Source organism: Methylobacter psychrophilus, from assembly GCF_025583945.1.
GTDB lineage: Bacteria > Pseudomonadota > Gammaproteobacteria > Methylococcales > Methylomonadaceae > Methylobacter_C > Methylobacter_C psychrophilus.
The window spans coordinates 21,062-41,161 of record NZ_JAOEGU010000035.1; the positions used below are offsets into that span (position 1 = coordinate 21,062).

The 20,100-nt window shown below is 42.5% G+C and carries 26 protein-coding genes; 19 read left to right on the forward strand and 7 right to left on the reverse strand.

The window, feature by feature from the left end; genetic code table 11:
• Nucleotide 1 precedes the first annotated feature (1 nt).
• From rlmB to N7974_RS14705, 14 genes are all read left to right on the forward strand, one after another.
• Nucleotides 2–757, forward strand: a complete 756-nt coding sequence (rlmB, locus tag N7974_RS14640; RefSeq protein ID WP_262966336.1) for a 23S rRNA (guanosine(2251)-2'-O)-methyltransferase RlmB — start codon at nt 2–4, stop codon at nt 755–757.
• Nucleotides 757–1,380, forward strand: coding sequence for a cytochrome c biogenesis heme-transporting ATPase CcmA (ccmA, locus tag N7974_RS14645; protein WP_262966337.1), 624 nt, complete (start codon nt 757–759; stop codon nt 1,378–1,380). Before rlmB ends, ccmA begins: the two co-directional genes overlap by 1 nt.
• The gene (ccmB, locus tag N7974_RS14650) at nt 1,380–2,054 is read left to right on the forward strand and encodes a heme exporter protein CcmB (protein ID WP_262966338.1); all 675 of its coding nucleotides are present in this window, start codon (nt 1,380–1,382) and stop codon (nt 2,052–2,054) included. The genes ccmA and ccmB overlap by 1 nt, the downstream gene beginning before the upstream one ends.
• Nucleotides 2,055–2,465: 411 nt before the next feature.
• Nucleotides 2,466–3,230 (forward strand): heme ABC transporter permease, encoded by a 765-nt coding sequence (locus tag N7974_RS14655; RefSeq protein WP_262966339.1) that lies wholly within the window; start codon nt 2,466–2,468, stop codon nt 3,228–3,230.
• A complete protein-coding gene (ccmD, locus tag N7974_RS14660) occupies nt 3,227–3,379 on the forward strand; it encodes a heme exporter protein CcmD (protein ID WP_262966340.1) in 153 nt (50 codons plus the stop codon). The genes N7974_RS14655 and ccmD overlap by 4 nt, the downstream gene beginning before the upstream one ends.
• Nucleotides 3,380–3,385: 6 nt before the next feature.
• On the forward strand, nt 3,386–3,829 hold the full coding sequence (gene ccmE / locus N7974_RS14665; RefSeq protein WP_262966341.1) for a cytochrome c maturation protein CcmE: 444 nt from the start codon (nt 3,386–3,388) through the stop codon (nt 3,827–3,829).
• A 1-nt stretch (nt 3,830) separates the two neighbouring features.
• Entirely contained in the window at nt 3,831–5,774 is a 1,944-nt protein-coding gene (locus tag N7974_RS14670; protein ID WP_262966342.1) for a heme lyase CcmF/NrfE family subunit, read from the forward strand.
• A gap of 161 nt (nt 5,775–5,935) precedes the next feature.
• Nucleotides 5,936–6,466: a DsbE family thiol:disulfide interchange protein gene (locus N7974_RS14675; RefSeq protein ID WP_262966343.1), complete on the forward strand. Its 531-nt coding sequence runs from the start codon at nt 5,936–5,938 to the stop codon at nt 6,464–6,466.
• Nucleotides 6,466–6,942, forward strand: coding sequence for a cytochrome c-type biogenesis protein (locus N7974_RS14680; RefSeq protein ID WP_243217235.1), 477 nt, complete (start codon nt 6,466–6,468; stop codon nt 6,940–6,942). Before N7974_RS14675 ends, N7974_RS14680 begins: the two co-directional genes overlap by 1 nt.
• Complete coding sequence (gene ccmI / locus N7974_RS14685; RefSeq protein WP_449566811.1) at nt 6,939–8,180, forward strand: c-type cytochrome biogenesis protein CcmI; 1,242 nt, start codon at nt 6,939–6,941, stop codon at nt 8,178–8,180. Before N7974_RS14680 ends, ccmI begins: the two co-directional genes overlap by 4 nt.
• On the forward strand, nt 8,177–9,562 hold the full coding sequence (gene hemN, locus N7974_RS14690) for an oxygen-independent coproporphyrinogen III oxidase (protein WP_262966344.1): 1,386 nt from the start codon (nt 8,177–8,179) through the stop codon (nt 9,560–9,562). Before ccmI ends, hemN begins: the two co-directional genes overlap by 4 nt.
• A 7-nt stretch (nt 9,563–9,569) precedes the next feature.
• Nucleotides 9,570–9,782: a SlyX family protein gene (locus tag N7974_RS14695; protein ID WP_243217237.1), complete on the forward strand. Its 213-nt coding sequence runs from the start codon at nt 9,570–9,572 to the stop codon at nt 9,780–9,782.
• Between the two features lie 166 nt (nt 9,783–9,948).
• Nucleotides 9,949–10,413, forward strand: coding sequence for a peroxiredoxin (locus N7974_RS14700; protein WP_262966345.1), 465 nt, complete (start codon nt 9,949–9,951; stop codon nt 10,411–10,413).
• A 199-nt stretch (nt 10,414–10,612) separates the two neighbouring features.
• A complete protein-coding gene (locus tag N7974_RS14705) occupies nt 10,613–11,383 on the forward strand; it encodes an SDR family NAD(P)-dependent oxidoreductase (protein ID WP_262966346.1) in 771 nt (256 codons plus the stop codon).
• A gap of 55 nt (nt 11,384–11,438) precedes the next feature.
• On the opposite strand, the gene N7974_RS14710 is transcribed toward N7974_RS14705, so the two are convergent.
• From N7974_RS14710 to N7974_RS14730, 5 genes are all read right to left on the reverse strand, one after another.
• Nucleotides 11,439–12,098: a TlpA family protein disulfide reductase gene (locus N7974_RS14710; RefSeq protein ID WP_262966347.1), complete on the reverse strand. Its 660-nt coding sequence runs from the start codon at nt 12,096–12,098 to the stop codon at nt 11,439–11,441.
• Nucleotides 12,099–12,110: 12 nt separating this feature from the next.
• Nucleotides 12,111–13,103: an oxygen-dependent tRNA uridine(34) hydroxylase TrhO gene (gene trhO / locus N7974_RS14715; protein ID WP_262966348.1), complete on the reverse strand. Its 993-nt coding sequence runs from the start codon at nt 13,101–13,103 to the stop codon at nt 12,111–12,113.
• A gap of 192 nt (nt 13,104–13,295) precedes the next feature.
• The gene (gene bfr / locus N7974_RS14720; RefSeq protein WP_262966349.1) at nt 13,296–13,760 is read right to left on the reverse strand and encodes a bacterioferritin; all 465 of its coding nucleotides are present in this window, start codon (nt 13,758–13,760) and stop codon (nt 13,296–13,298) included.
• Nucleotides 13,761–13,772: 12 nt separating this feature from the next.
• A complete protein-coding gene (locus tag N7974_RS14725; protein WP_262966350.1) occupies nt 13,773–13,988 on the reverse strand; it encodes a (2Fe-2S)-binding protein in 216 nt (71 codons plus the stop codon).
• Nucleotides 13,989–14,308: 320 nt separating this feature from the next.
• Nucleotides 14,309–15,031 carry a retropepsin-like aspartic protease family protein gene (locus N7974_RS14730; protein ID WP_262966351.1) on the reverse strand — a complete coding sequence of 241 codons (723 nt, stop codon included), beginning with the start codon at nt 15,029–15,031 and terminating at the stop codon, nt 14,309–14,311.
• 154 nt (nt 15,032–15,185) lie between these two features.
• Here N7974_RS14730 and N7974_RS14735 point away from each other — a divergent pair, with 154 nt between their 5' ends.
• Nucleotides 15,186–16,028: a transglutaminase-like domain-containing protein gene (locus N7974_RS14735; RefSeq protein WP_262966352.1), complete on the forward strand. Its 843-nt coding sequence runs from the start codon at nt 15,186–15,188 to the stop codon at nt 16,026–16,028.
• A 200-nt stretch (nt 16,029–16,228) separates the two neighbouring features.
• Here N7974_RS14735 and N7974_RS14740 read toward each other — a convergent pair whose 3' ends face one another.
• Both N7974_RS14740 and N7974_RS14745 read right to left on the reverse strand, forming a co-directional pair.
• The gene (locus N7974_RS14740; RefSeq protein ID WP_262966358.1) at nt 16,229–16,681 is read right to left on the reverse strand and encodes a DUF1249 domain-containing protein; all 453 of its coding nucleotides are present in this window, start codon (nt 16,679–16,681) and stop codon (nt 16,229–16,231) included.
• Between the two features lie 8 nt (nt 16,682–16,689).
• Nucleotides 16,690–17,094 carry a 6-pyruvoyl trahydropterin synthase family protein gene (locus N7974_RS14745; RefSeq protein WP_262966353.1) on the reverse strand — a complete coding sequence of 135 codons (405 nt, stop codon included), beginning with the start codon at nt 17,092–17,094 and terminating at the stop codon, nt 16,690–16,692.
• 259 nt (nt 17,095–17,353) lie between these two features.
• Between N7974_RS14745 and accA the strand changes: the two genes are divergently transcribed.
• From accA to N7974_RS14765, 4 genes are all read left to right on the forward strand, one after another.
• Nucleotides 17,354–18,322, forward strand: coding sequence for an acetyl-CoA carboxylase carboxyl transferase subunit alpha (accA, locus tag N7974_RS14750; RefSeq protein ID WP_262966354.1), 969 nt, complete (start codon nt 17,354–17,356; stop codon nt 18,320–18,322).
• Nucleotides 18,323–18,495: 173 nt separating this feature from the next.
• Nucleotides 18,496–18,729: an exodeoxyribonuclease VII small subunit gene (locus N7974_RS14755; RefSeq protein WP_262966355.1), complete on the forward strand. Its 234-nt coding sequence runs from the start codon at nt 18,496–18,498 to the stop codon at nt 18,727–18,729.
• Nucleotides 18,722–19,618 (forward strand): (2E,6E)-farnesyl diphosphate synthase, encoded by an 897-nt coding sequence (ispA, locus tag N7974_RS14760; protein WP_262966356.1) that lies wholly within the window; start codon nt 18,722–18,724, stop codon nt 19,616–19,618. Before N7974_RS14755 ends, ispA begins: the two co-directional genes overlap by 8 nt.
• 178 nt (nt 19,619–19,796) lie before the next feature.
• A partial coding sequence (locus N7974_RS14765) for a 1-deoxy-D-xylulose-5-phosphate synthase N-terminal domain-containing protein (protein ID WP_317451614.1) occupies nt 19,797–20,100 on the forward strand: 304 nt, incomplete at its 3' end.

Genomic DNA, 20,100 nt, shown 5'->3' on the forward strand with positions numbered 1-20,100 from the left:
AATGAAATCAAGCAAATTATTTGGTCTACATTCCGTACAAGCAGCACTCGATTATTCCCCTAAAAAAATTCATAAGGCATGGGTTGATAGCAGTCGACAAGATAAACGCCTGACTCAGGCAGTTGAAGACTTGTTGGCATTGGGCATTGAACCTGAAAAAGTCGATAGAAAAAAGCTGGATCGTCTGGCTGATGGCAGTAATCATCAAGGCATTGTGATTGAAGTTGAAATGCCGGGTGAGCTGTCAGAAAGTGAGTTAAAAACGGCAGTTGAAAACCTGTCAGAAACACAAACCGCTTTGTTCTTGGTGCTCGATAATGTTCAGGATCCGCATAATTTCGGTGCGTGCCTTAGAACAGCTGATGCGACGGGCGTACAAGGCGTTATTATAACCAAAGATAATGCCACGGGTATTACGCCTACGGTTTGTAAAGTTGCCAGTGGCGCTGCAGAAACCGTACCGGTTTATCAGGTGACTAATTTGGCCCGTACCTTGCGCTGGCTGAAAGGCGAAGGCTTATGGATTATGGGTGCAGCGGGTGAAACGGCGCAGACTGTTTATAGCGCCGATTTTACCGTGCCGATGGCTTTGGTTATAGGGGCTGAAGGTAAAGGGTTAAGACGATTGACCAAGGAGCAATGTGACGTATTGGTATCGTTGCCTATGTTGGGTCAGGTAGAAAGCCTTAATTTGTCCGTTGCTACGGGTGTATTGCTCTATGAAGCAGTACGTCAGAGATCACTTGCCGCTAAATAATGGGTATAAAACCGGCTTACCTGCTTAAAGGTACTGACTTAAGTTGTATTCGGGATGACCGTGTCTTGTTTGAAGGGCTGGCATTTGAGCTGGTTTCCGGTCAGGTCTTGTTGCTGGAAGGCAAGAATGGCAGCGGTAAAACCTCGTTATTGCGTATTTTATGTGGTTTTCGGGAACCTGATGCCGGTCAGGTATTTTGGTGCGGTGACACCATTAATGATAGTCAGTATTACGTTGATATGGCCTATGTTGGCCATTTGGACGGCGTTAAAAAAGAATTGACGGTGCTGGAAAATTTAAAAGTATCCTTGGCATTAGGCAGTCCCGGACAATATTCGATCGAACAGGCACTGACTAATGTACATTTGGCAGGCTATGAGGACGTATTGGTTCAGGCATTGTCTGCGGGTCAGAAAAGGCGCTTGTCATTGGCGCGACTGTTGATTACCAAGAATGTCGTGTGGATACTTGATGAACCGTTTACGTCGCTGGATAAACAGGGTATTGCCTTGATTGAAAGCTTAATGTCTGCGCATTGTACCAGTGGCGGCATGATTGTTTTAACATCACACCATGACATCGAATTACACGATGTTGATGTACAACGAATTAACTTATCCTGATGTCTTTATCCCGTGCATTTTTTGCCATTATTCGACGCGATTTGGTGTTGGCTTTGCGCCGCCGCTCGGAAATTGCCAATCCCCTGTTCTTTTTTATTTTGGTTATTACCCTGTTTCCTTTAGGCATTGGTGCTCAACCGCATTTGTTACAGGCTATTGCCCCAGGTATTATTTGGGTTTCCGCATTATTGGCGGCAATGTTGTCGTTGGATGGCTTGTTCCGCTCGGATTTTGACGACGGTTCTTTGGAGCAAATTTTATTAAGTCCTTATCCGGCGTCTATTTTGGTATTGGCAAAGATTATTGCCCACTGGTTGGTGACAGGATTGCCGTTGTTGATAGTGGCACCATTATTGGCAATTTTTTTAGGCATGCCGACGCATTCGCTAGGTATTTTATTATTAACCTTACTGCTGGGAACGCCGGTGTTAAGTTTAATTGGCGCGATTGGCGTTGCCTTAACGGTAGGTTTGCGCCGGGGCGGCATGATTTTATCTTTACTGGTTTTACCTTTGTATGTTCCGGTATTGATTTTTGCCAGCAATGCCGTAGAAATAGCCGGTAGTGGTTTACCTGTCGGTGCCCAGATCAATATTTTAATTTCAATTTTATTGATGGCTTTGGTGCTGGCTCCTTGGCCAACAGCCGCTGCATTAAAGATGAGTATTAACTGATTTACAGATGCTTTACATCTTTTTTAAAGATATAAAGATCTAATAATATCGTTATATTGCACATGATGATTGTTTTATGATGGTTATAGAAACCATATCTTTTGACTTGATAAAATATTTTAAGCGCTCATAAATGCTTAAACCTGATTTTTAGCCGGCTTTACGGTTCATTTAAAATCAGCAAGGTTAACCGTGTGTAGTATGCTTTCCTCGTGGCTTTTAATATAAATTGCATAACATCAAGTATTAATCACCACTATCCCGTAAAATAACGGCTTACCTTATTAACCTGGAGCAATAGACTATCAGCCTGGCCAACCAACTGTTTGTTGTTAACTTGGAGCCGTGTAGTCAACTGGTACCAATGGATTTGTTCTTCCCAATATCGAATTTACCTTTAATAAAATTCTTATGTTTTTAGTTCCGGATTCCGTAGGTCGATTTTTTCATCGTATGGCATCACCCCCGCATTTTTACGCGTTTACCGAGCGCTTAATGCCGTGGTTGGTGGTTATTTTTGTGTTGTTGACGGCCGCAGGGCTTTACGGTGGCTTGTATCTTGCACCCGCCGATTACCAGCAAGGTGATAGTTATCGCATTATTTATATTCATGTTCCCAGTGCCTGGATGTCATTATTTATTTATATAGTCATGGCAGTTGCGGGGGCGATTGGCCTGATTTGGAGGATTAAACTAGCTGAAATCGTGACCATCAGTAGTGCGTCTATCGGTGCCAGTTTTACCTTTATCGCTTTGGTTACCGGTTCGCTATGGGGAAAGCCCATGTGGGGAACCTGGTGGGTTTGGGATGCCCGTTTAACGTCTGAACTGATTTTGTTGTTTTTATATCTGGGTGTTATTGGTCTTTATGAAGCGATAGATGATAAACGTGTGGCGTCCAAAGCGGTGGCTATATTGGCTCTGGTTGGCGTAGTTAATATCCCGGTCATTCATTATTCGGTTGAGTGGTGGAATACCCTGCATCAGGGACCTACGGTAACCAAAATGGATAAGCCCTCCATTCATGTGACTATGCTGATACCGTTGTTGTTAATGGCTTTATCTTTTAATGTTTATTATGTGATTGCCTTGATACAGCGGATGCGTGTTGAGTTGCTTCAGCGGGAACGCAATTCACAGTGGGTTAAAACAATGGTCTTGGAGAAAAAACGATGAGTATACAAGAATTTTTTGCCATGGGCGGTTATGCTTTATATGTCTGGACCTCTTATGGTCTGACTTTAATTGTCCTATTGGCCAACATTATTATTCCTGTCGTACAACGTAAACAGTTTTTTCGTCAAAGCCTAAAGCAAAAGCGGTAAGAAATTATGAAGCCAGCCAGAAAACAGCGTTTAATTCTTATAGCCTTGATGGTGATCGGGGCGAGTATAGCAACGGCATTTGCCTTGAAATCTTTTAATGAAAATTTGATGTACTTTTTTTCGACAACCGATGTCATCGAAGGAAAAGCGCCCAAAGATACCTTGTTTCGCTTGGGTGGAATGGTTATTAAAGGCAGTGTTGAAAGGCCCAATGACGGGTTGATGGTACGTTTTAAGTTAACTGATTTCAGTAAAGAAGTAACGGTCGAATATACGGGCATTTTGCCGGATTTGTTTAGGGAGGGGCAGGGTATCGTTGCCCATGGCAAGTTAAACACACAAGGTGTTTTTATTGCCGAGGAAGTGTTGGCCAAACATGATGAAAATTATATGCCACCGGAAGTCAAAGACAGTTTAAAAAACCAGCCAACAGCAGGGAAAGGTCAATAGTATGATTGCAGAACTTGGACAATTTTCACTGATTTTAGCCTTATGCATGGCGCTGGTATTAGGTATCGTACCGATTATAGGTGCATTTCGCAGTCAGGCCGGCTGGATTGCCGTTGCCAAACCTGCCGCATTTGCGCAATTGCTGTTTATGGCTTTGTCTTACGGTTGCCTGACTTATAGTTGTTTGACGCATGATTTTTCGGTTAAATACATCGCTACTAATTCCAATACTTCATTGCCGGTCCTGTATTTAATTTCAGGTGTATGGGGCGCTCATGAAGGCTCATTATTATTGTGGGGTTTGGTGTTAACCATATGGACCGGTCTGGTGGCGCAGTTTAGTAAAAGTATTCCGGCTGCTACGTTGGCCAGAGTGTTGGGGGTAATGGGCCTCGTTTCCATCGGTTTTATTCTGTTTTTACTACTGACTTCCAACCCGTTTGAACGTCTGTTTCCTGCCCCTTTGGAAGGACGTGATTTAAATCCTTTATTGCAAGATCCCGGTTTGGCAATCCATCCCCCTATGCTTTATATGGGTTATGTGGGTTTTTCTGTGGCCTTCGCTTTTGCCATTGCCGCTTTGCTTGAAGGTCGATTGGATGCTGCTTGGGCGCGGTGGTCCAGGCCGTGGACTAATATGGCCTGGATGTTTTTAACCATGGGTATTGCCTTGGGCAGCTGGTGGGCTTATTACGAATTAGGCTGGGGTGGTTGGTGGTTTTGGGACCCGGTAGAAAATGCCTCATTTATGCCCTGGTTGGTAGGAACCGCTTTAATGCATTCGTTAGCCGCTACTGAAAAACGTGGTGTGTTTAAAACATGGACCGTTTTATTGGCTATTTTTGCCTTTTCTTTAAGTTTATTAGGTACCTTTTTGGTGCGTTCCGGGGTATTAACGTCGGTACATGCCTTTGCCAGCGATCCTGCGCGTGGCCTGTTTATTTTGATATTTTTGGCGGTCGTGGTCGGCGGTTCGTTATTGCTATACGCAGTCAGAGCGCCATCGGTCAAGAGCAGTGCCACTTTTGATCTGGTATCCAAAGAATCTGCAATTTTACTCAATAACGTACTCTTGGTAGTAACTGCTGCCAGTATTTTACTGGGTACCTTATATCCCTTGGTTATTGATGCCTTGGGCTTAGGCAAGATTTCTGTCGGCCCACCGTATTTTAATGCCGTGTTTGTCCCCTTAATGGCACCACTGTCGATTGCCGTGGGCTTGGGGATGTTATTACGCTGGAAAAAAGATTCTCTTGGTCAGTTGGCATTGCGGGTGCGTTGGATTATCGCAGCCTGTGTTGCCGGTGGATTGTTACTGCCCATATTGATGCCTTTTTATTCATGGGGAGCCGCTTTGGGTTTAACGTTGGCGTTGTGGACGGTTGCGGTTACCGTACTGTCATTTATTGATCGCCTTGGAGTTAAAGGTTTTTCATGGCAACGACTGCAAACTATACCCGCCGGTTTTTATGGCATGACCATCGCGCATTTAGGCATTGCCGTCTTTGTGACCGGTATTACCTTAACATCCGTGTACAGTGTTGAGAAAGATGTGCGCATGGCACCCAGTGAAACTATCGATATGTCCGGTTATATTTTTGAGTTTCATGGTGTAAAACAAACCAAGGGCCCCAATTATGTGGCTCAACAGGCCTTTGTAACCGTCAGTCACGACGGCAAGCAGGTTGCCCAGCTTGAACCACAAAAACGGGTTTATCAGGTACAGACCATGCCGATGACGGAAGCTGCGATTGATGCCGGATTATCCAGGGATTTGTTTGTTGCCATTGGTGAACCACTAGGTGACGAAGGTGCCTGGAGCTTACGGATTTATTACAAAGCCTTCATTCGCTGGATATGGATGGGCGCAGTATTTATGGCGGTCGGTGGTTTGTGTGCTGCTTGTGATAAACGTTATCGAGTTGCCAGAATACCGGCAGACTAGCCTTACAATGACTTTTTTGAAAAATAATCTTAAGAACTGTTGAATGATGAAACTGAAAAAGTTATCTGCGCAGGTTAGTTAGAATATCATTTCAGTTTTATTCGATAACATTGTTAATGCTAAACCATTTTTAGAATACGGCACCTTAAAAAACCAACATAATGCTTAAGTACATCATTCCCCTAATTTTATTCATCATCCTCGCGGTATTTTTGGCGCTGGGTTTAAGCCTTAAACCCGGCGAGATTCCATCGCCGTTACTTAACAAACCAGCACCGCAATTTTCAGCTCCCAAACTGAATGCACCGGAAGAAAAATTAACGCCTGCTGATTTAAAAGGTAAAGTCTGGCTATTTAATATTTGGGCGTCATGGTGTGTATCTTGCCGTGCCGAACATCCCATATTGAACCAGTTAGCCCGGCAACAGGCAGTGGTTATTGTTGGTTTAAATTATAAGGATGAACCAATTAATGCCAAAAAATGGCTGGATACGTTGGGTAACCCCTATAACGTCAGTATTATGGATCAGGATGGGCGTATCGGCATAGACTGGGGGGTTTACGGTGTGCCGGAAACTTTTGTTATGGATAAAACAGGCCTGATTCGTTATAAACATACCGGACCTGTTACTGCGGAAGATGTGCAACAAATTTTCCTTCCTTTGATTGCAAAATTACAAACCGAGTCTTAATGAAGCATTTATTGTTTGTTTTTCTGTTGATGCTGTCTTGTAGCATTTATGCCGTTGATTCCCGTCAATTGTCTGATCCGAAGCAGCAAGAAAGTTATGAAACGTTAACCTCGGAGTTGCGTTGTCTGGTGTGTCAAAACCAAACTATCGGTGACTCTAATGCCGAACTGGCAGCAGATTTACGCAGGCAAGTTTATGAAATGTTGGAACAGGGCAAATCTAAAGAAGAAATTGTCCGGTTTATGACCGATCGATATGGCGACTTTGTGTTGTATAAGCCGCCTTTTAAAGGAAAAACCAGTGTGTTATGGATCGCTCCGGTGGTTTTTTTATTAGTTGGGTTAATCACGGTATTTTTCGTTATTCGGCGTAAAAAAGCCGTTGCCAGTTTGCACCCTGATGCTGGAGCTTTGCAAAGGGATGTTGAAAAACAAAAAAAAATTCGTAGTTTGCTGGAAAAAGGTGACCGCTCTTGAATATGCTATTTTTACTGATTGTCAGTATCCTGATATTAATTGCTTTTTTGCTTATTCTGCCGCCGTTATGGCGCAAACAACCTGCTCAAGCGACTGACCTTGATCAGCGTAATATACTGATTGCGCAAAATCGCCTCGCCGAGCTTAAAGAAAGCAGACAATCAGGTGCACTAAGTCAGGCCCAATATGATGAACAATTAGTCGATCTTGAGCAGGCATTAAGTGATGATCTGGAAATAAAAAGCCATGTTACCTCAACACAAAGTCAGGGCAGGTGGCTAGTTTATGTGTTGGTTTTAGGTATTCCTTTGCTGGCGGGATCACTTTATTTAAGTCTGGGTAATTATCAAGCGATTAGTCACAGTGCTGAAATGGCGATTGACCCGGATACACTCAAGCTTGCCGAAGTTAACAAAATGGTTGCAGGTTTGGCTGAGAAGATGAAGGCAACTCCTGATGATGCAAAAGGTTGGATTATGTTGGGTCGCTCTTATAAAGCCTTGGAGCAATATCCCAAAGCCGTTGAAGCTTTTGCCAATGCGTATCGATTGTTGGGTGATCAGGTCGACATTATGTTGCTTTATGCCGATGCTATTGCTTATGCAAGTGATAAAAATTTGGCAGGAAAACCCACTGAATTGGTGTTTAAAGCCTTGGCTTTGGAACCTGATAATATGAATGCCTTATGGTTGGGTGGTATGGCCAAAGCCCAACAAGGTGATCCTGCTACGGCGATAAAGTTATGGAGAAAACTGGCTGCGTTGTTGCCACCCGAATCTGATGCCCAGAAAGAGATAAACGCTTTACTGGCTAAAATTGAAAGTAGAGACGCGATTAATCGCGTCTCTACACCAGAAGCTACCCAATCCACCCAAGCAGCCAATGTGGTTGATATTGCCATTGAGGTAAAGGTCAGTCTGGCTCCTGAATTACAAAAATCAACCAGCCCGGATGATACTGTTTTTGTATATGCTCAGGCATTATCAGGTCCTAAAATGCCTTTAGCCATCGTTCGTAAACAAGTTTCCGATTTGCCGTTAACCGTCAGTCTAAATGACGCTATGGCAATGATGCCGAACATGAAATTATCCAACTTTGCTCAGGTTAAATTACTGGCGCGTATTTCCAAATCTGGTAATGCCATATCTCAACCGGGTGACTTAATTGGTGTTATTGATCAGGTTGCTCTAACGGACAAAAATGATCATATGATAGTCATTAACGAAGTCGTTAAATGATCGATCAATCCCTCAAATTCGACTTAGGTCTTATCAATCGCTATGATAAGGCCGGGCCGCGTTATACCTCATACCCTACGGCATTGGAATTGCATGACGGCTTTGGTGATAAAGAGTATCGCCAACATATAGCCAAATCCAATGCCGCCGGTGGCCCGTTATCGTTGTATTTTCATATTCCTTTTTGCGATACCGTGTGTTTTTATTGTGCCTGCAATAAAATCGTCACTAAAAACCGCAATCATGCAGAACCTTATCTGGACAATCTGTATAAAGAAATTGCCCTGCAAGGGGCTTTGTTTGATTCCAGTCGGGTGGTTAATCAACTGCACTGGGGCGGTGGTACACCAACTTTTTTAAGCTACCAGCAAATGCAGAAATTAATGATGGTAACCCGTCAGCATTTTTTGTTAAAAGATGATGATAGTGGTGAATATTCCATTGAAGTTGATCCCAGAGAAACTCATTCCCAAACTATTAAACAACTGCGTGAACTCGGTTTTAACCGAATCAGCTTGGGCTTGCAGGATTTTGATCCTGCCGTACAAAAAGCCGTCAATCGTATTCAAAGTGAAGAGCAAACCTTTAGTGTCTTGGAATCGGCTCGTGCCGAAGGTTTTCGCTCAACCAATATTGATTTAATCTACGGCTTGCCGCTACAAACGGTAGCCACTTTTGCCAGGACTATCGATACCATACTGGCAGTTGCACCCGATCGCTTCTCGATTTTTAATTATGCCCATATGCCGGCACGCTTTAAAACCCAGCGGCAGATTAACGATGCCGACCTGCCAAGCGCAGAAGTTAAGCTGGATATTTTACAAATGGTTGGGCAAAAACTGATGGCAGCCGGTTATGTTTATATTGGCATGGATCACTTTGCCAAACCGGATGACGAGCTGGCGATTGCCCAGCGGGAAGGCAATCTGTATAGAAATTTTCAGGGTTATTCAACGCATTCAGATTGTGATCTGATAGGTTTTGGTATTACGTCCATTGGCAGGGTAGGAGATGCTTATAGCCAAAATGTCAAAGAACTGGATGAGTACGCCCGGCTTATCAGTGAAAATAAATTGCCTGTTTTTAAGGGGGTTGAACTGGATGATGACGATAAGTTACGCCGTGCCGTGATTACCCAAATAATCTGTCACTTTGCATTAACTTTTACAGTTATTGAAAAGGAATTTTCCATCAACTTTAGCGATTATTTTGCCAAAGAACTCCAGTCACTGGAGCCGATGCAAGCCGATGGCTTGCTAACCGTATCCGCTACCGGGATGCAGGTATTACCGGCCGGTCGCTTATTGATCCGCAATATCTGCATGGTCTTTGACAAGTATCTGGCGCAAAAACAATACCACCAATTTTCAAAAGTTATTTAAAACCCTTATGAATGATAATCGAATAATAGAACTGGAAATCAAGATTGCTTATCAAGAAGATTTGCTGCAAGAACTCAATAAAATAGTCGGTCAGCAACAGCAACAGATAGGTCGTTTGGAAGCAACGTGCAAGTTGCTTAATGAACGCATAAAAAGTTTGTCCACTGAAGGCAGTGGTGGCGGTGGTGAACATGTTGAAGAAGTACCGCCGCATTATTAGTATCAGTGCATTTGGTAATATTATCGGGCCTTCTGGTTGCCGGTTGATTTTTATTGAAACAGGCGATGTCTGGACTTTACGTGGTTAGCTGGCTATTATGCCGGGTACGCTATTTTTATATGGCGTTATACTTTACTATTTCGTGAGTTTATTAAAGGAGATTTTTATGCTGGAAAACCAACAAAAAGCGCCATTGTTTAGTTCGCCCAATCAGCTTAACGAGCTGGTTAATTTGTCTGATTATGCAGGTAAAAAGAATGTCGTTTTATATTTTTACCCTAAAGATGACACGCCAGGTTGCACCATAGAAGCTAATGATTTTACCAAGCTTGCTGAAGAGTTTGACAAGTATGATACGGTTGTCATCGGTGTCAGCAAAGATTCTTGCCAAAGTCATGTCGAATTTATTAATAAATTTGGTTTAAAAATCGATTTGTTGGCTGATACCAGTGGCGAGCTTTGCGAAAGTTACGGAGTATGGCAAGAAAGAGATAAAAATGGTGTTAAGAGTATGGCTATTTTACGCTCTACTTTTATCATCGATAAAGAAGGTACGCTCGTTGATGTCGCTTATGGCGTAACACCGGATAATCATGCTCAGGAAGTTCTGGAAAAAGTAAAAAGTCTTTAGTTTACGTTTTTATACAAAATTTAAATAAGCCAGGCTCTGTTTTCCTTTGGGAGAGCTACTCACTTAAGCCGGGACAGATACCATCCCTTCAAGGGATGTTATCTGTAAAATCGTCCCGCTTTAAATGGGTAGTCCTTTGGGAGCAACAGAGCTTGGCTTTATACTTTTAAAGTAAGTCATTATTTTTAGGAGTACCCACATGGTACCTGAGCAAAAATTGAATCTAACCGGTAAGGTGGCCTTGGTTAGCGGTGCCGGAGTCGGCATTGGCCGAGCCGTGGCGTTGGCCTTGGGACAGGCTGGTGCATTTATTGGCATACATTACCATTCCAGTAAGGAAGGTGCTGAAAAATTGCTGGATGAATTATTGGCACAAAATATTAACGCGCTGTTATTGCCAGCTGATCTGACCAACGAGGCAGAAGCCAACGCCGTTGTTGATAAGCTGGCCGCAAAAGCCGGGCATTTGGATATTTTGGTCAATAACAGTGGTGGCTTGGTTAAGCGTGCCAAAATTGAAGATTGCACCTTGGAAAATTGGAACAAATCTTTAGATCTTAACCTCACCAGTGCTTTTTTATTGACAAGACAGGCTATTCCGCATCTCCGGGCAACCGGCAGTGGTCGTATAGTCAATATTCTTTCGCTTTCGGTACAAACGGGTGGTGCTAACGGCGGTGGCTCTTATGCCGCAGCTAAAGGCGGTCTTATGGTATTTACCCATACTCTCGCCAAAGAACTGGCTCCCCATGTACGCACTAATTCGGTAATGCCGGGAACGGTAGAAACCCAGCATCATGAGATTCATTCTACCGCCGAGATGCTGGAAAATTATCGTAAACAGACGCCGTTAGGACGAAATACGTTTGCTGAAGAGGTGGCCAGTAGTGTGCTTTTTCTTGCCAGTGATATGTCATCGCATATTAATGGTGCCTTGATCGATATTAGTGGTGGCAGGTTTTTACGTTAAACAACTAACCCTCATCTTTAAATCAAGTTTGGCAGGAGTTGCTTAATTTGTTGGACTATTCCTGCAACAAAGCGAGTATTTTATCTTCCAGATCAGGGTGCGTGCCAAATCCACAATCTCTTAACAAGCCTTGTTTATCCACCAAGATATATGACGGCGTGCCTTGCAGGTTAAAAAGTTCAAATGTTTCAGCATGATACGTCAAGGATTGAAGATAATGCTCTACTTGCTGCCAGACTTTTTTTTGCCAGGGTTTTGTTTGTTGCTCAAAATCAGGAACGCGTTGGTTGATAAAAATGGCTATTTCACCTTGAGTGATGTCAGTTTGGCGTTTTTGTAAGCGATCCATTGCTACTGGAAAAGGGATATTAAAGGGCAGACGATCGGCTATTAATTTTCCCTGCTGGTTTAGCGCACGGTGTGTTTCACCAATAACTTCGCCTTTTTCAAGTAAGCGGGTTAAATTTTCCAGATTGTTTTTATCAAAGTCTTCAAACGCAGTTGCAACACCCAATACGGATAAACCGTGATCGAAATAGCGTTGATACAAATCTATTGCCTGTGGCAAAGCATATAAAAAACAACCCGGACAATTCACCTGAAAAACTTCTACCAGTACAACGCGATCTGATAACTGATCAAAATTGCCGGGCTCACCCTGAACCCAGTCGGATACTGATAATAATGGCGCTTTTCGGCCTATTTGTGCCGTCATTATTTTAATGCATCAGGCATCATGGTTATGCTCTTGCAACATTTTTTGATGGCGCTGTAACTTCGCTTCACGTTTGGCAATCAGTGATTTTGCCGCATCAGCACCGATATGCGCTTCACCACGCTGTCTAGCCAATTCCATTTGTTTTTCACGTTCCATAAAACGTGATTTCTGAACGTCAGTGACTTTATTATAACAATGTGGACAGCTAACACCTTGTTGGTATTTATCGCTGGCCTTATCGGCTTCAGTAATCGGTAAACGACAGGCGTTACATTGATCGTAGTTGCCTTTTTCAAGTTGCAAATTAACCGTGACGCGATCATCAAAAACAAAGCATTCGCCTTCCCACAGGGTTTCTTGTGCCGGCACTTGTTCCAGATATTTTAAAATTCCGCCTTTAAGGTGATAAACCTCATCAAAACCTTGTTCTTTTAAGAAAGCGGTCGATTTTTCGCAACGAATTCCACCCGTACAAAACATGGCTATTTTTTTATGTTTTTCAGGGTCGAGGTTTTCCTTAACATAGCGGGGGAAATCACGAAAACTTTCGGTATTGGGGTTGATGGCATTTTTAAATGTGCCTACTTTAAATTCATAGTCATTGCGCGTATCGACCAAAATAACATCAGGATCTAAGATCAGTTTATTCCAGTCTACAGGGCTGACATAGGTGCCCACAACACGCTTGGGATCAATGCCTTCTATGCCCATGGTGACTATCTCTTTTTTGAGTTTAACTTTGGCGCGGTTAAAAGGCAGGCTATCGGTGAAGGATTCTTTATGGTCTATATCAGAGAGGCGAGGATCGCTACGCAACCAGTTCAGGACATTGTCTATAGCGGCGCGTGATCCGGCTATCGTGCCGTTAATGCCTTCGTTGGCCAGTAGCAAGGTACCGCGCACCTCATTGGCATCCATTACATCATGCAAGGGCTGACGTAGAGCCTGAAAATTTTCCAGGGTGACAAATTTGTACAACGCACAAACGACTATTTGGGTCATGTTACATCCTCATTGCGAGCTGGAACGTAAATCCAGAGCAAAAAAAGGGTAATTATACGTGAAAAGGTAAAGGTTGTCGGTTATAAAAACGCCCCGGCCGAGAATACTTTGGCTATGTATTTATTTTGGCAACGCAGACAAGGCATAAAAAGACCAGCAAGCCGGGACTATTATTCGCAGGAAATCATTTGATCACATTTGTGATTGTAAATAATTCTGTAGCCCTACCTGGTCAATTAATTCGAGTTGGGTTTCCAGCCAGTCCAAATGTTCTTCTTCGTTTTTAAGTATATGTTCAAAAAGATCTCTGGAAACATAATCACTGATGGTTTCGCAATAAGCAATGGCATCTCTCAGTGGAGGAATTGCTTCATGTTCCAGTTTTAAATCACATTTCAGCATTTCCAGTGGATTTTCACCAATTAATAATTTGCCAATATCTTGTACGTTGGGCAAGCCTTCCAGAAAGAGTATGCGTTCAATTAATAAGTCCGCATGCTTCATTTCATCGATAGATTCGTGATATTCCTTTTCATTGAGCTTTGCAAATCCCCAGTTTTTATACATGCGGGCATGTAAAAAATATTGGTTAATCGCGGTAAGTTCATTGGTCAGTGCTTTATTGAGAAACTCAATAACTTTTTTATCGCCTTTCATACGATACCCATTTTATAGTGCGTTAAGGACAGGTTGATTTGCTACAGTTGGCATTATAGGTTGTTGCTGCAGGTGATCGTCAAGTAATTCTTTAACATATTTATTGCACTTTCCACAGTCACCACCAACACCAAAGCAATGGAATAACTGCCTGCGAGTACATATCCCGCTGTCAATGGCATTTTTTATTTGGCTATCGGTTACACCTTTGCAAACGCATACGTACATGAAGTATCTCCACAATGAATCTCACTTTTACAAATGATAACAATTCTCATTGAAAAAATAAAGAAGACTTTTTACGCTCTCTTTTTGATGCCTTTTAAAGTTGCTGGAGATAATTATTTGATAGGCATCAAACAACATGTTGTATTTCGAGAGAAAAAGGAAGTAATTTAGCTTAATATTTTTTATCTGTAATGTCTACTTCTCGCGATCACTGATGCGGAAAACAGAAACACATTAACCCTTTGTAATATATGATTTTAAGCACATTTGAAAATCCGCAATAGTAACCGCACGGAGTATGAATTGTGGATGGAATACCATTATTTTTTAAACAGCGTAATTAATTGCGATTTATCATCGATATTTATTTGATAGCGCCCTAAAGCACTCATTCCCAATAACCTGTTTTTTCCTAGAAGCTGATCGGCAATAAAAGCGACATCGACGTCTTCAATAATTTCCCCGGCAATTCTTAGTTCCTGTAACTTACCAATTTTTGCATCGGTTGTACCATTTGCAGTTTGCATTTTTTTATGGGTAAAAGTGCTATCTGCCAAGCCTAATTGAGCTATCATGGATTCTGGCAAAACAACTAAATCTGCACCTGTATCGATGATCATATCAACCGATTGCCAGTTGTTAGCCTTACCTGAAATGGCGACGGAAACCATAAAATGATTACCCTGTTGAGTGGTTGGTAAAATAATACGCTCGACTTCTGTTTTTTGTTTTTTATTAACAATGACGATGCGTTCAATTTGTCCCTTATTATTTCGACTGATGATGTGATTATAGGAAGCCAGGAGCTGCTCAATTTGCTGTTCTGAATTACCTCGGGTAATAATTTTTTCTTCATTTTGGATTTTCTCCAAGCCGGTTATTTGAATGGCCATCCGGCTTTGCAGAGACTGGATTTGGCCAAATAAATCGCCAGCATCTTCAGTATTCTGTGCTGCAGCGCTTATGGCAAAAAATACCAGGAAAAAAGTAGCAACTAAACGCAAGTGTTTATTAGCAGAGATAGTAGGGGCAATTATTAACATAAAATTTTCAATCTATTTCAAGTAATCAAGAGGTTGTTGACGGCAAAGAAAAACACAAAACGTTTTGAAAAGCTAATTTTGGTTATACTTGACATAGTGCTTACAGCAGTATTTTACGTCTATTCATTTATAACACGGTAAAAGGTTACCCATCATGACAACTATTCAAGTAGGCTGCGATTTAACGTATTCTGTCACCAGTTCGACCAGTTTTATGTTTAATGTGGCGGCAGCGCGAACTGCACACCAAAATATCATTGAGGAAACTCTGCAGTTAACTCCTACTGTTCAATATGAAGCCGGCAGTTTGGGTTCTGAAGCCATTCAAGTGTATCGGTTAACCGTTGAACCCTGCGATCTACAGCTCCAATACCGAGCTATTGTAGATTTAAGTCCTGAAATGTACGATACCTCCGGTATTATTGAGACCGGGTATTCCCAATTGCCAAACGAGGTATTACTTTACCTTAATCCAAGTCGTTATTGCGAGTCTGATCGTTTGGCTCATTTTGCCTTGCAAACCTTTGGCAACGTCCAACCCGGATTTTCCAGAGTTACTGCAATTTGTGACTGGATTAATGCTAATCTTGACTATCAAGCAGGCAGTACCGGCGAAAGTACCAGTGCTTGCGACGTTTTGATACAACGAGTCGGTGTATGCCGGGATTATGCACATCTGGCTATTGCCTTGTGTCGGGCATTATGTATTCCGGCACGTTATGTTTCAGGATATGCGGTGGCTTTGCAACCGCCTGATTTTCACGGTTTTTTTGAAGCTTATCTGGGCTCTCGCTGGTATTTGTTTGATGCCACGCGTATGGCGCCGGTGGAGGGATTTGTACGTATTGGGACGGGTCGCGATGCCGCCGATGCTTCATTCGCTACCATCATTGGTGCAGCGACGCTGACGACTATGGCGGTCTGGGCTGAGCAAACGAGGCCGGATCAAATTACCACTCAAATGGTACAACAGTCGGCGGTTTCAACAACCAATTAATTTGTATATAGGCTTTCAGAAATTAGATTTCCAACTCATGTTGCTGTAAGCCCATACAGATAACATCCCTTGAAGGGATGGTATCTGTCAACATGGAAATTATTTATCTGAAAATCTATAGATGCCGTCGATAGCGTTGCTGACATTATCGTGAAATGCTTCGCACAAAAAAGCCTCGATAGGCATGCTTAAATGCAAGGTCAGCTTAGCGCAACGTAATCTACTGTTGTGCTAAATTGATAGTTTTTCTTTAAGCAGTGGTCCAGCCATTTTTGCAAAAAATAGTTTAAGCGCCATTTGTAATTCATGATTTCTCGGCTTAAACCAGGGTTTTTAAAGACTTGTGCTACGCTGGCACGGGCATGATCACTTAATACTTCAGCCAGTTGTGCATCCAAATAAAGCCGTATTTTGAGGGCAGGTTCCATAAACTCATCCCTGTTTTTGTTAAAACAATGGCTAAGTTGAACCGTCATTGTGTAAGGGGTGCTTTCAATAACGGTAATATGAAGGGTTGTGTTTTGGTATGCAAGCCCTACAGCAGTTTCTTTAAGGCCAAGTAAATCCGGGATTAACTTAAGCAACTTTTGGTAGTTGGATTCGCAGATTTGTTCCAGGCAGAATGATTTGTTGACCGGATTAACAAAGCTCATGACCAGTATCAGTTTTCCCGGTAGCAGGCATTGGCACTTGCTGTTTCCCATAATACAACCTGGGCAACGTTAAACCCCGCCTGTTTTAGGTGTTGGTAAATCATCTTGCTTAATACTTCAGCAGTGGGATGTTCATCAAGAGCAAGAAAACGTTCGTTGTTTGCTGTCAGCATCGGGATAATCGGGTCATCTTTATGGAGTAGAAAATTATGATCCAGAGTATTGTCGATATAAGCTTCTACGCAATCTTTAATATCAGAAAAGTCGCAAACCATACCTTGATCATTAAGTTGCTCCTGTTGGATTGAAATGGATGCTTTGACGCTATGGCCATGTAAGTTACGGCATTTACCGGCGTGGTTCATTAGTCGATGCCCGTAACAAAAATAGACTTCTTTGGTAATTGTAAACATAAGTTAAGAGAAGAGAAGCGGTTGAGTTGATGGTTTGACAGGCTTACCACGAACGGTTTAAAAGGAATGCTACGTTGAGTTATCAGGTCGTAATTTTGTAGCTGTAATGTAGGGAGAATTGGTATGGCTTGGGTGAAAGTTTACTATAGAATTGTTCGTAAAGGTGGTTGATTATCATTGATTATGTAATTAATTTAGAAATAATTACATAATTTCTATAAAATCTACCGTTTAATCACGCAGCTCAGATGACGCCTCTATGGATCTAAAATTTCTTGATTTCGAACAACCTATCGCCGAATTAGAAGCGAAAATCACAGAACTCCGCAATGTAGAGTTTGATAATAAAATCAATATTTCCGATGCACTTAAGCAATTGGAAGAGAGAAGCCAGGCACTAACGGAATCAATTTTTAGTAATCTGTCTGACTGGCAAATTTCTCAACTATCCAGGCATCCAGGGCGACCTTATACCCTGGATTATGTTGAGCATATTTTTACTGATTTCCATGAATTGCATGGTGATCGGGCTTATGCTGACGATCCTGCCATTGTGTGCGGATTGGCGCGTCTTGATGGGTTGCCGGTGATGATTATTGGTCATCAAAAAGGCCGCGATACTAAAGAAAAAATTTATCGCAATTTTGGTATGCCTCGTCCTGAAGGCTATCGTAAGGCTTTGCGTGTCATGAAAATGGCAGAGCGTTTTAAAATTCCGGTTATTTGTTTAATCGATACTCCGGGTGCTTATCCCGGCATTGGTGCAGAAGAGCGTGGGCAGAGTGAAGCCATTGCCAGAAACCTGTTTGAAATGGCCAAGCTGAAAACCCCTGTTATTTGTACCATCATTGGTGAAGGTGGTTCAGGCGGTGCGTTGGCGATTGGTGTTGGTGACCGTTTAATTATGCTTGAATATAGCACTTACTCGGTTATTTCACCGGAAGGTTGTGCATCCATATTGTGGAAGAGCGCCGATAAGTCGCAATTGGCAGCCGAGGCTATGGGTATTACGTCTGACCGGGTTCGTGAGCAGGGTTTTCTGGATGAAGTTGTCAGAGAGCCTTTGGGCGGCGGTCATCGAAATTTCAAGATTATTGCCTTGAATTTAAAAGAAGCACTGAGTCGTCATTTGGCAGAATTAAAAGATCAAGATGTTGATGTGTTATTGGAAACTCGTTATCAGCGCATTATGAGCTTTGGTGTTTATATCGAGGAAGCAGGTAAGTAGTTACTGGTTTATTTTTGCATCATCGAGAAAAACCATGGTTTCTTTCGATTGAAAAACCGGTTTTTTTACAATGAAATTTGCCAGGGCGGATACTTCCTAATCTGCTGTTGGTTAATTTCATATATAATGCAGCATTTATTGATGCGTCATATTATTTAAACATTTTTATTTACATGCCGAAAAAGAAAAGTACGACTTTATTTGAAGATTCACTGGCAGAACTTGAACAATTGGTTACTCAGTTGGAGCAAGGTGAGGTTTCGCTGGAACAGTCATTAAAGTCTTTTGAACGCGGGGTGGCGCTTACCCGAACCTGTCAAAAAGCCTTGCAGGAGGCAGAACAGAAAGTTCAGATTCTTATCGAAAAAAACGGCACTCAAACCCTGGAGCCATTTACCGATGAGTAATGCGTTAAAAGAATACCTTAGCTTTTGTCAAAATCGCATTGAAAAGGCTTTGGATGATCGTCTTCCTGCCGGGCAGTTGCTTCCGCAAAAACTTCATCAGGCGATGCGTTACAGTGTACTTGATGGTGGTAAGCGTATGCGTCCGGTACTTACCTATTGTACCGGAAAGGCACTGGGTATTGCCCCTGAAGCTCTCGATGGCCCGGCTTGCGCTGTTGAATTTATTCATGTGTATTCTTTAATACATGATGATCTTCCGGCGATGGATGATGATGATCTCAGGCGTGGTAAAGCAACTTGTCATGTCGCTTTTGATGAAGCAACCGCTATTTTGGCTGGAGATGCGTTACAAGCTTTGGCATTTGAAATATTGGCTCATGATCCCAGCATTACAGCGACGGCACAAGATCGCTTAAAAATGATTATTGCTTTGGCAAAAGCGAGTGGCTCTCAGGGGATGGTTGGTGGTCAGGCAATTGATTTGCAATCGGTAGGCATGAGTTTAAATTTGCCTGAGCTGGAAAATATGCATATCCATAAAACGGGCGCTTTAATTCGTGCCAGTGTCAAACTGGCAACACTGGCAAAAGCTGATATTGACCCGACTGTCGCGACAAAGCTGGATCATTATGCCAAATGTATTGGTTTATCCTTTCAGGTTAAAGATGACATTCTTGATGAGGAAAGTGATACGGCTACGCTAGGTAAAACACAGGGCAAAGATCAAGATAACGATAAGCCTACCTATCCTGCCTTATTAGGATTGGCTGGTGCCAAACAAAAAGCACAAGAACTTCATGAGAAAGCGCTGGACAGTTTGTGCATTTTTGGCAAGGAAGCGGACTTATTGCGCGATTTATCGCTTTACATTATTCAGCGAACTCACTAATAACCGACTTGATTGATCGGGATTTAATGTGGATAATCAACAGATGATTAAGTAATTAGTCACTTCTCATTAGTTACCGATAAATTTGCCAGATCTTTGCATGTAAGGCATTGAAGATCTGTATTCTAAATAGTGAGATGCCACAAACACCGTGCCGACTCAAGGAATCGACTTACACATGAATAAATCAGGAAGTTTTCCCCTATTAGACGCTATCAATAGTCCAGCTGATGTACGTAAACTCAGTAAAGACCAGCTTAAACCCTTGGCGAAAGAACTGCGGGATTATTTAACGCATACCGTGAGTATTTCTGGCGGCCATTTTTCTGCGGGTTTGGGTACAGTCGAGCTTACCGTGGCTTTGCATTATGTTTTTGATACCCCGTCTGACCAGTTGGTTTGGGATGTGGGGCATCAGGCGTATCCGCACAAGATTTTGACCGGCCGCAAAGAGCGGATGACGACTATCCGTACCCTCAATG

Excerpts from the sequence above, each read along its gene's own strand:
- rlmB (WP_262966336.1), top strand. The coding sequence starts at position 2 with ATGAAATCAAGCAAATTATTTGGTCTACATTCCGTACAAGCAGCACTC.
- ccmA (WP_262966337.1), top strand. The coding sequence starts at position 757 with ATGGGTATAAAACCGGCTTACCTGCTTAAAGGTACTGACTTAAGTTGT.
- ccmB (WP_262966338.1), top strand. The coding sequence starts at position 1,380 with ATGTCTTTATCCCGTGCATTTTTTGCCATTATTCGACGCGATTTGGTG.
- N7974_RS14655 (WP_262966339.1), top strand. The coding sequence starts at position 2,466 with ATGTTTTTAGTTCCGGATTCCGTAGGTCGATTTTTTCATCGTATGGCA.
- ccmD (WP_262966340.1), top strand. The coding sequence starts at position 3,227 with ATGAGTATACAAGAATTTTTTGCCATGGGCGGTTATGCTTTATATGTC.
- ccmE (WP_262966341.1), top strand. The coding sequence starts at position 3,386 with ATGAAGCCAGCCAGAAAACAGCGTTTAATTCTTATAGCCTTGATGGTG.
- N7974_RS14670 (WP_262966342.1), top strand. The coding sequence starts at position 3,831 with ATGATTGCAGAACTTGGACAATTTTCACTGATTTTAGCCTTATGCATG.
- N7974_RS14675 (WP_262966343.1), top strand. The coding sequence starts at position 5,936 with ATGCTTAAGTACATCATTCCCCTAATTTTATTCATCATCCTCGCGGTA.
- N7974_RS14680 (WP_243217235.1), top strand. The coding sequence starts at position 6,466 with ATGAAGCATTTATTGTTTGTTTTTCTGTTGATGCTGTCTTGTAGCATT.
- hemN (WP_262966344.1), top strand. The coding sequence starts at position 8,177 with ATGATCGATCAATCCCTCAAATTCGACTTAGGTCTTATCAATCGCTAT.
- N7974_RS14695 (WP_243217237.1), top strand. The coding sequence starts at position 9,570 with ATGAATGATAATCGAATAATAGAACTGGAAATCAAGATTGCTTATCAA.
- N7974_RS14700 (WP_262966345.1), top strand. The coding sequence starts at position 9,949 with ATGCTGGAAAACCAACAAAAAGCGCCATTGTTTAGTTCGCCCAATCAG.
- N7974_RS14705 (WP_262966346.1), top strand. The coding sequence starts at position 10,613 with ATGGTACCTGAGCAAAAATTGAATCTAACCGGTAAGGTGGCCTTGGTT.
- N7974_RS14710 (WP_262966347.1), bottom strand. The coding sequence starts at position 12,098 with ATGACGGCACAAATAGGCCGAAAAGCGCCATTATTATCAGTATCCGAC.
- trhO (WP_262966348.1), bottom strand. The coding sequence starts at position 13,103 with ATGACCCAAATAGTCGTTTGTGCGTTGTACAAATTTGTCACCCTGGAA.
- bfr (WP_262966349.1), bottom strand. The coding sequence starts at position 13,760 with ATGAAAGGCGATAAAAAAGTTATTGAGTTTCTCAATAAAGCACTGACC.
- N7974_RS14725 (WP_262966350.1), bottom strand. The coding sequence starts at position 13,988 with ATGTACGTATGCGTTTGCAAAGGTGTAACCGATAGCCAAATAAAAAAT.
- N7974_RS14730 (WP_262966351.1), bottom strand. The coding sequence starts at position 15,031 with ATGTTAATAATTGCCCCTACTATCTCTGCTAATAAACACTTGCGTTTA.
- N7974_RS14735 (WP_262966352.1), top strand. The coding sequence starts at position 15,186 with ATGACAACTATTCAAGTAGGCTGCGATTTAACGTATTCTGTCACCAGT.
- N7974_RS14740 (WP_262966358.1), bottom strand. The coding sequence starts at position 16,681 with ATGAGCTTTGTTAATCCGGTCAACAAATCATTCTGCCTGGAACAAATC.
- N7974_RS14745 (WP_262966353.1), bottom strand. The coding sequence starts at position 17,094 with ATGTTTACAATTACCAAAGAAGTCTATTTTTGTTACGGGCATCGACTA.
- accA (WP_262966354.1), top strand. The coding sequence starts at position 17,354 with ATGGATCTAAAATTTCTTGATTTCGAACAACCTATCGCCGAATTAGAA.
- N7974_RS14755 (WP_262966355.1), top strand. The coding sequence starts at position 18,496 with ATGCCGAAAAAGAAAAGTACGACTTTATTTGAAGATTCACTGGCAGAA.
- ispA (WP_262966356.1), top strand. The coding sequence starts at position 18,722 with ATGAGTAATGCGTTAAAAGAATACCTTAGCTTTTGTCAAAATCGCATT.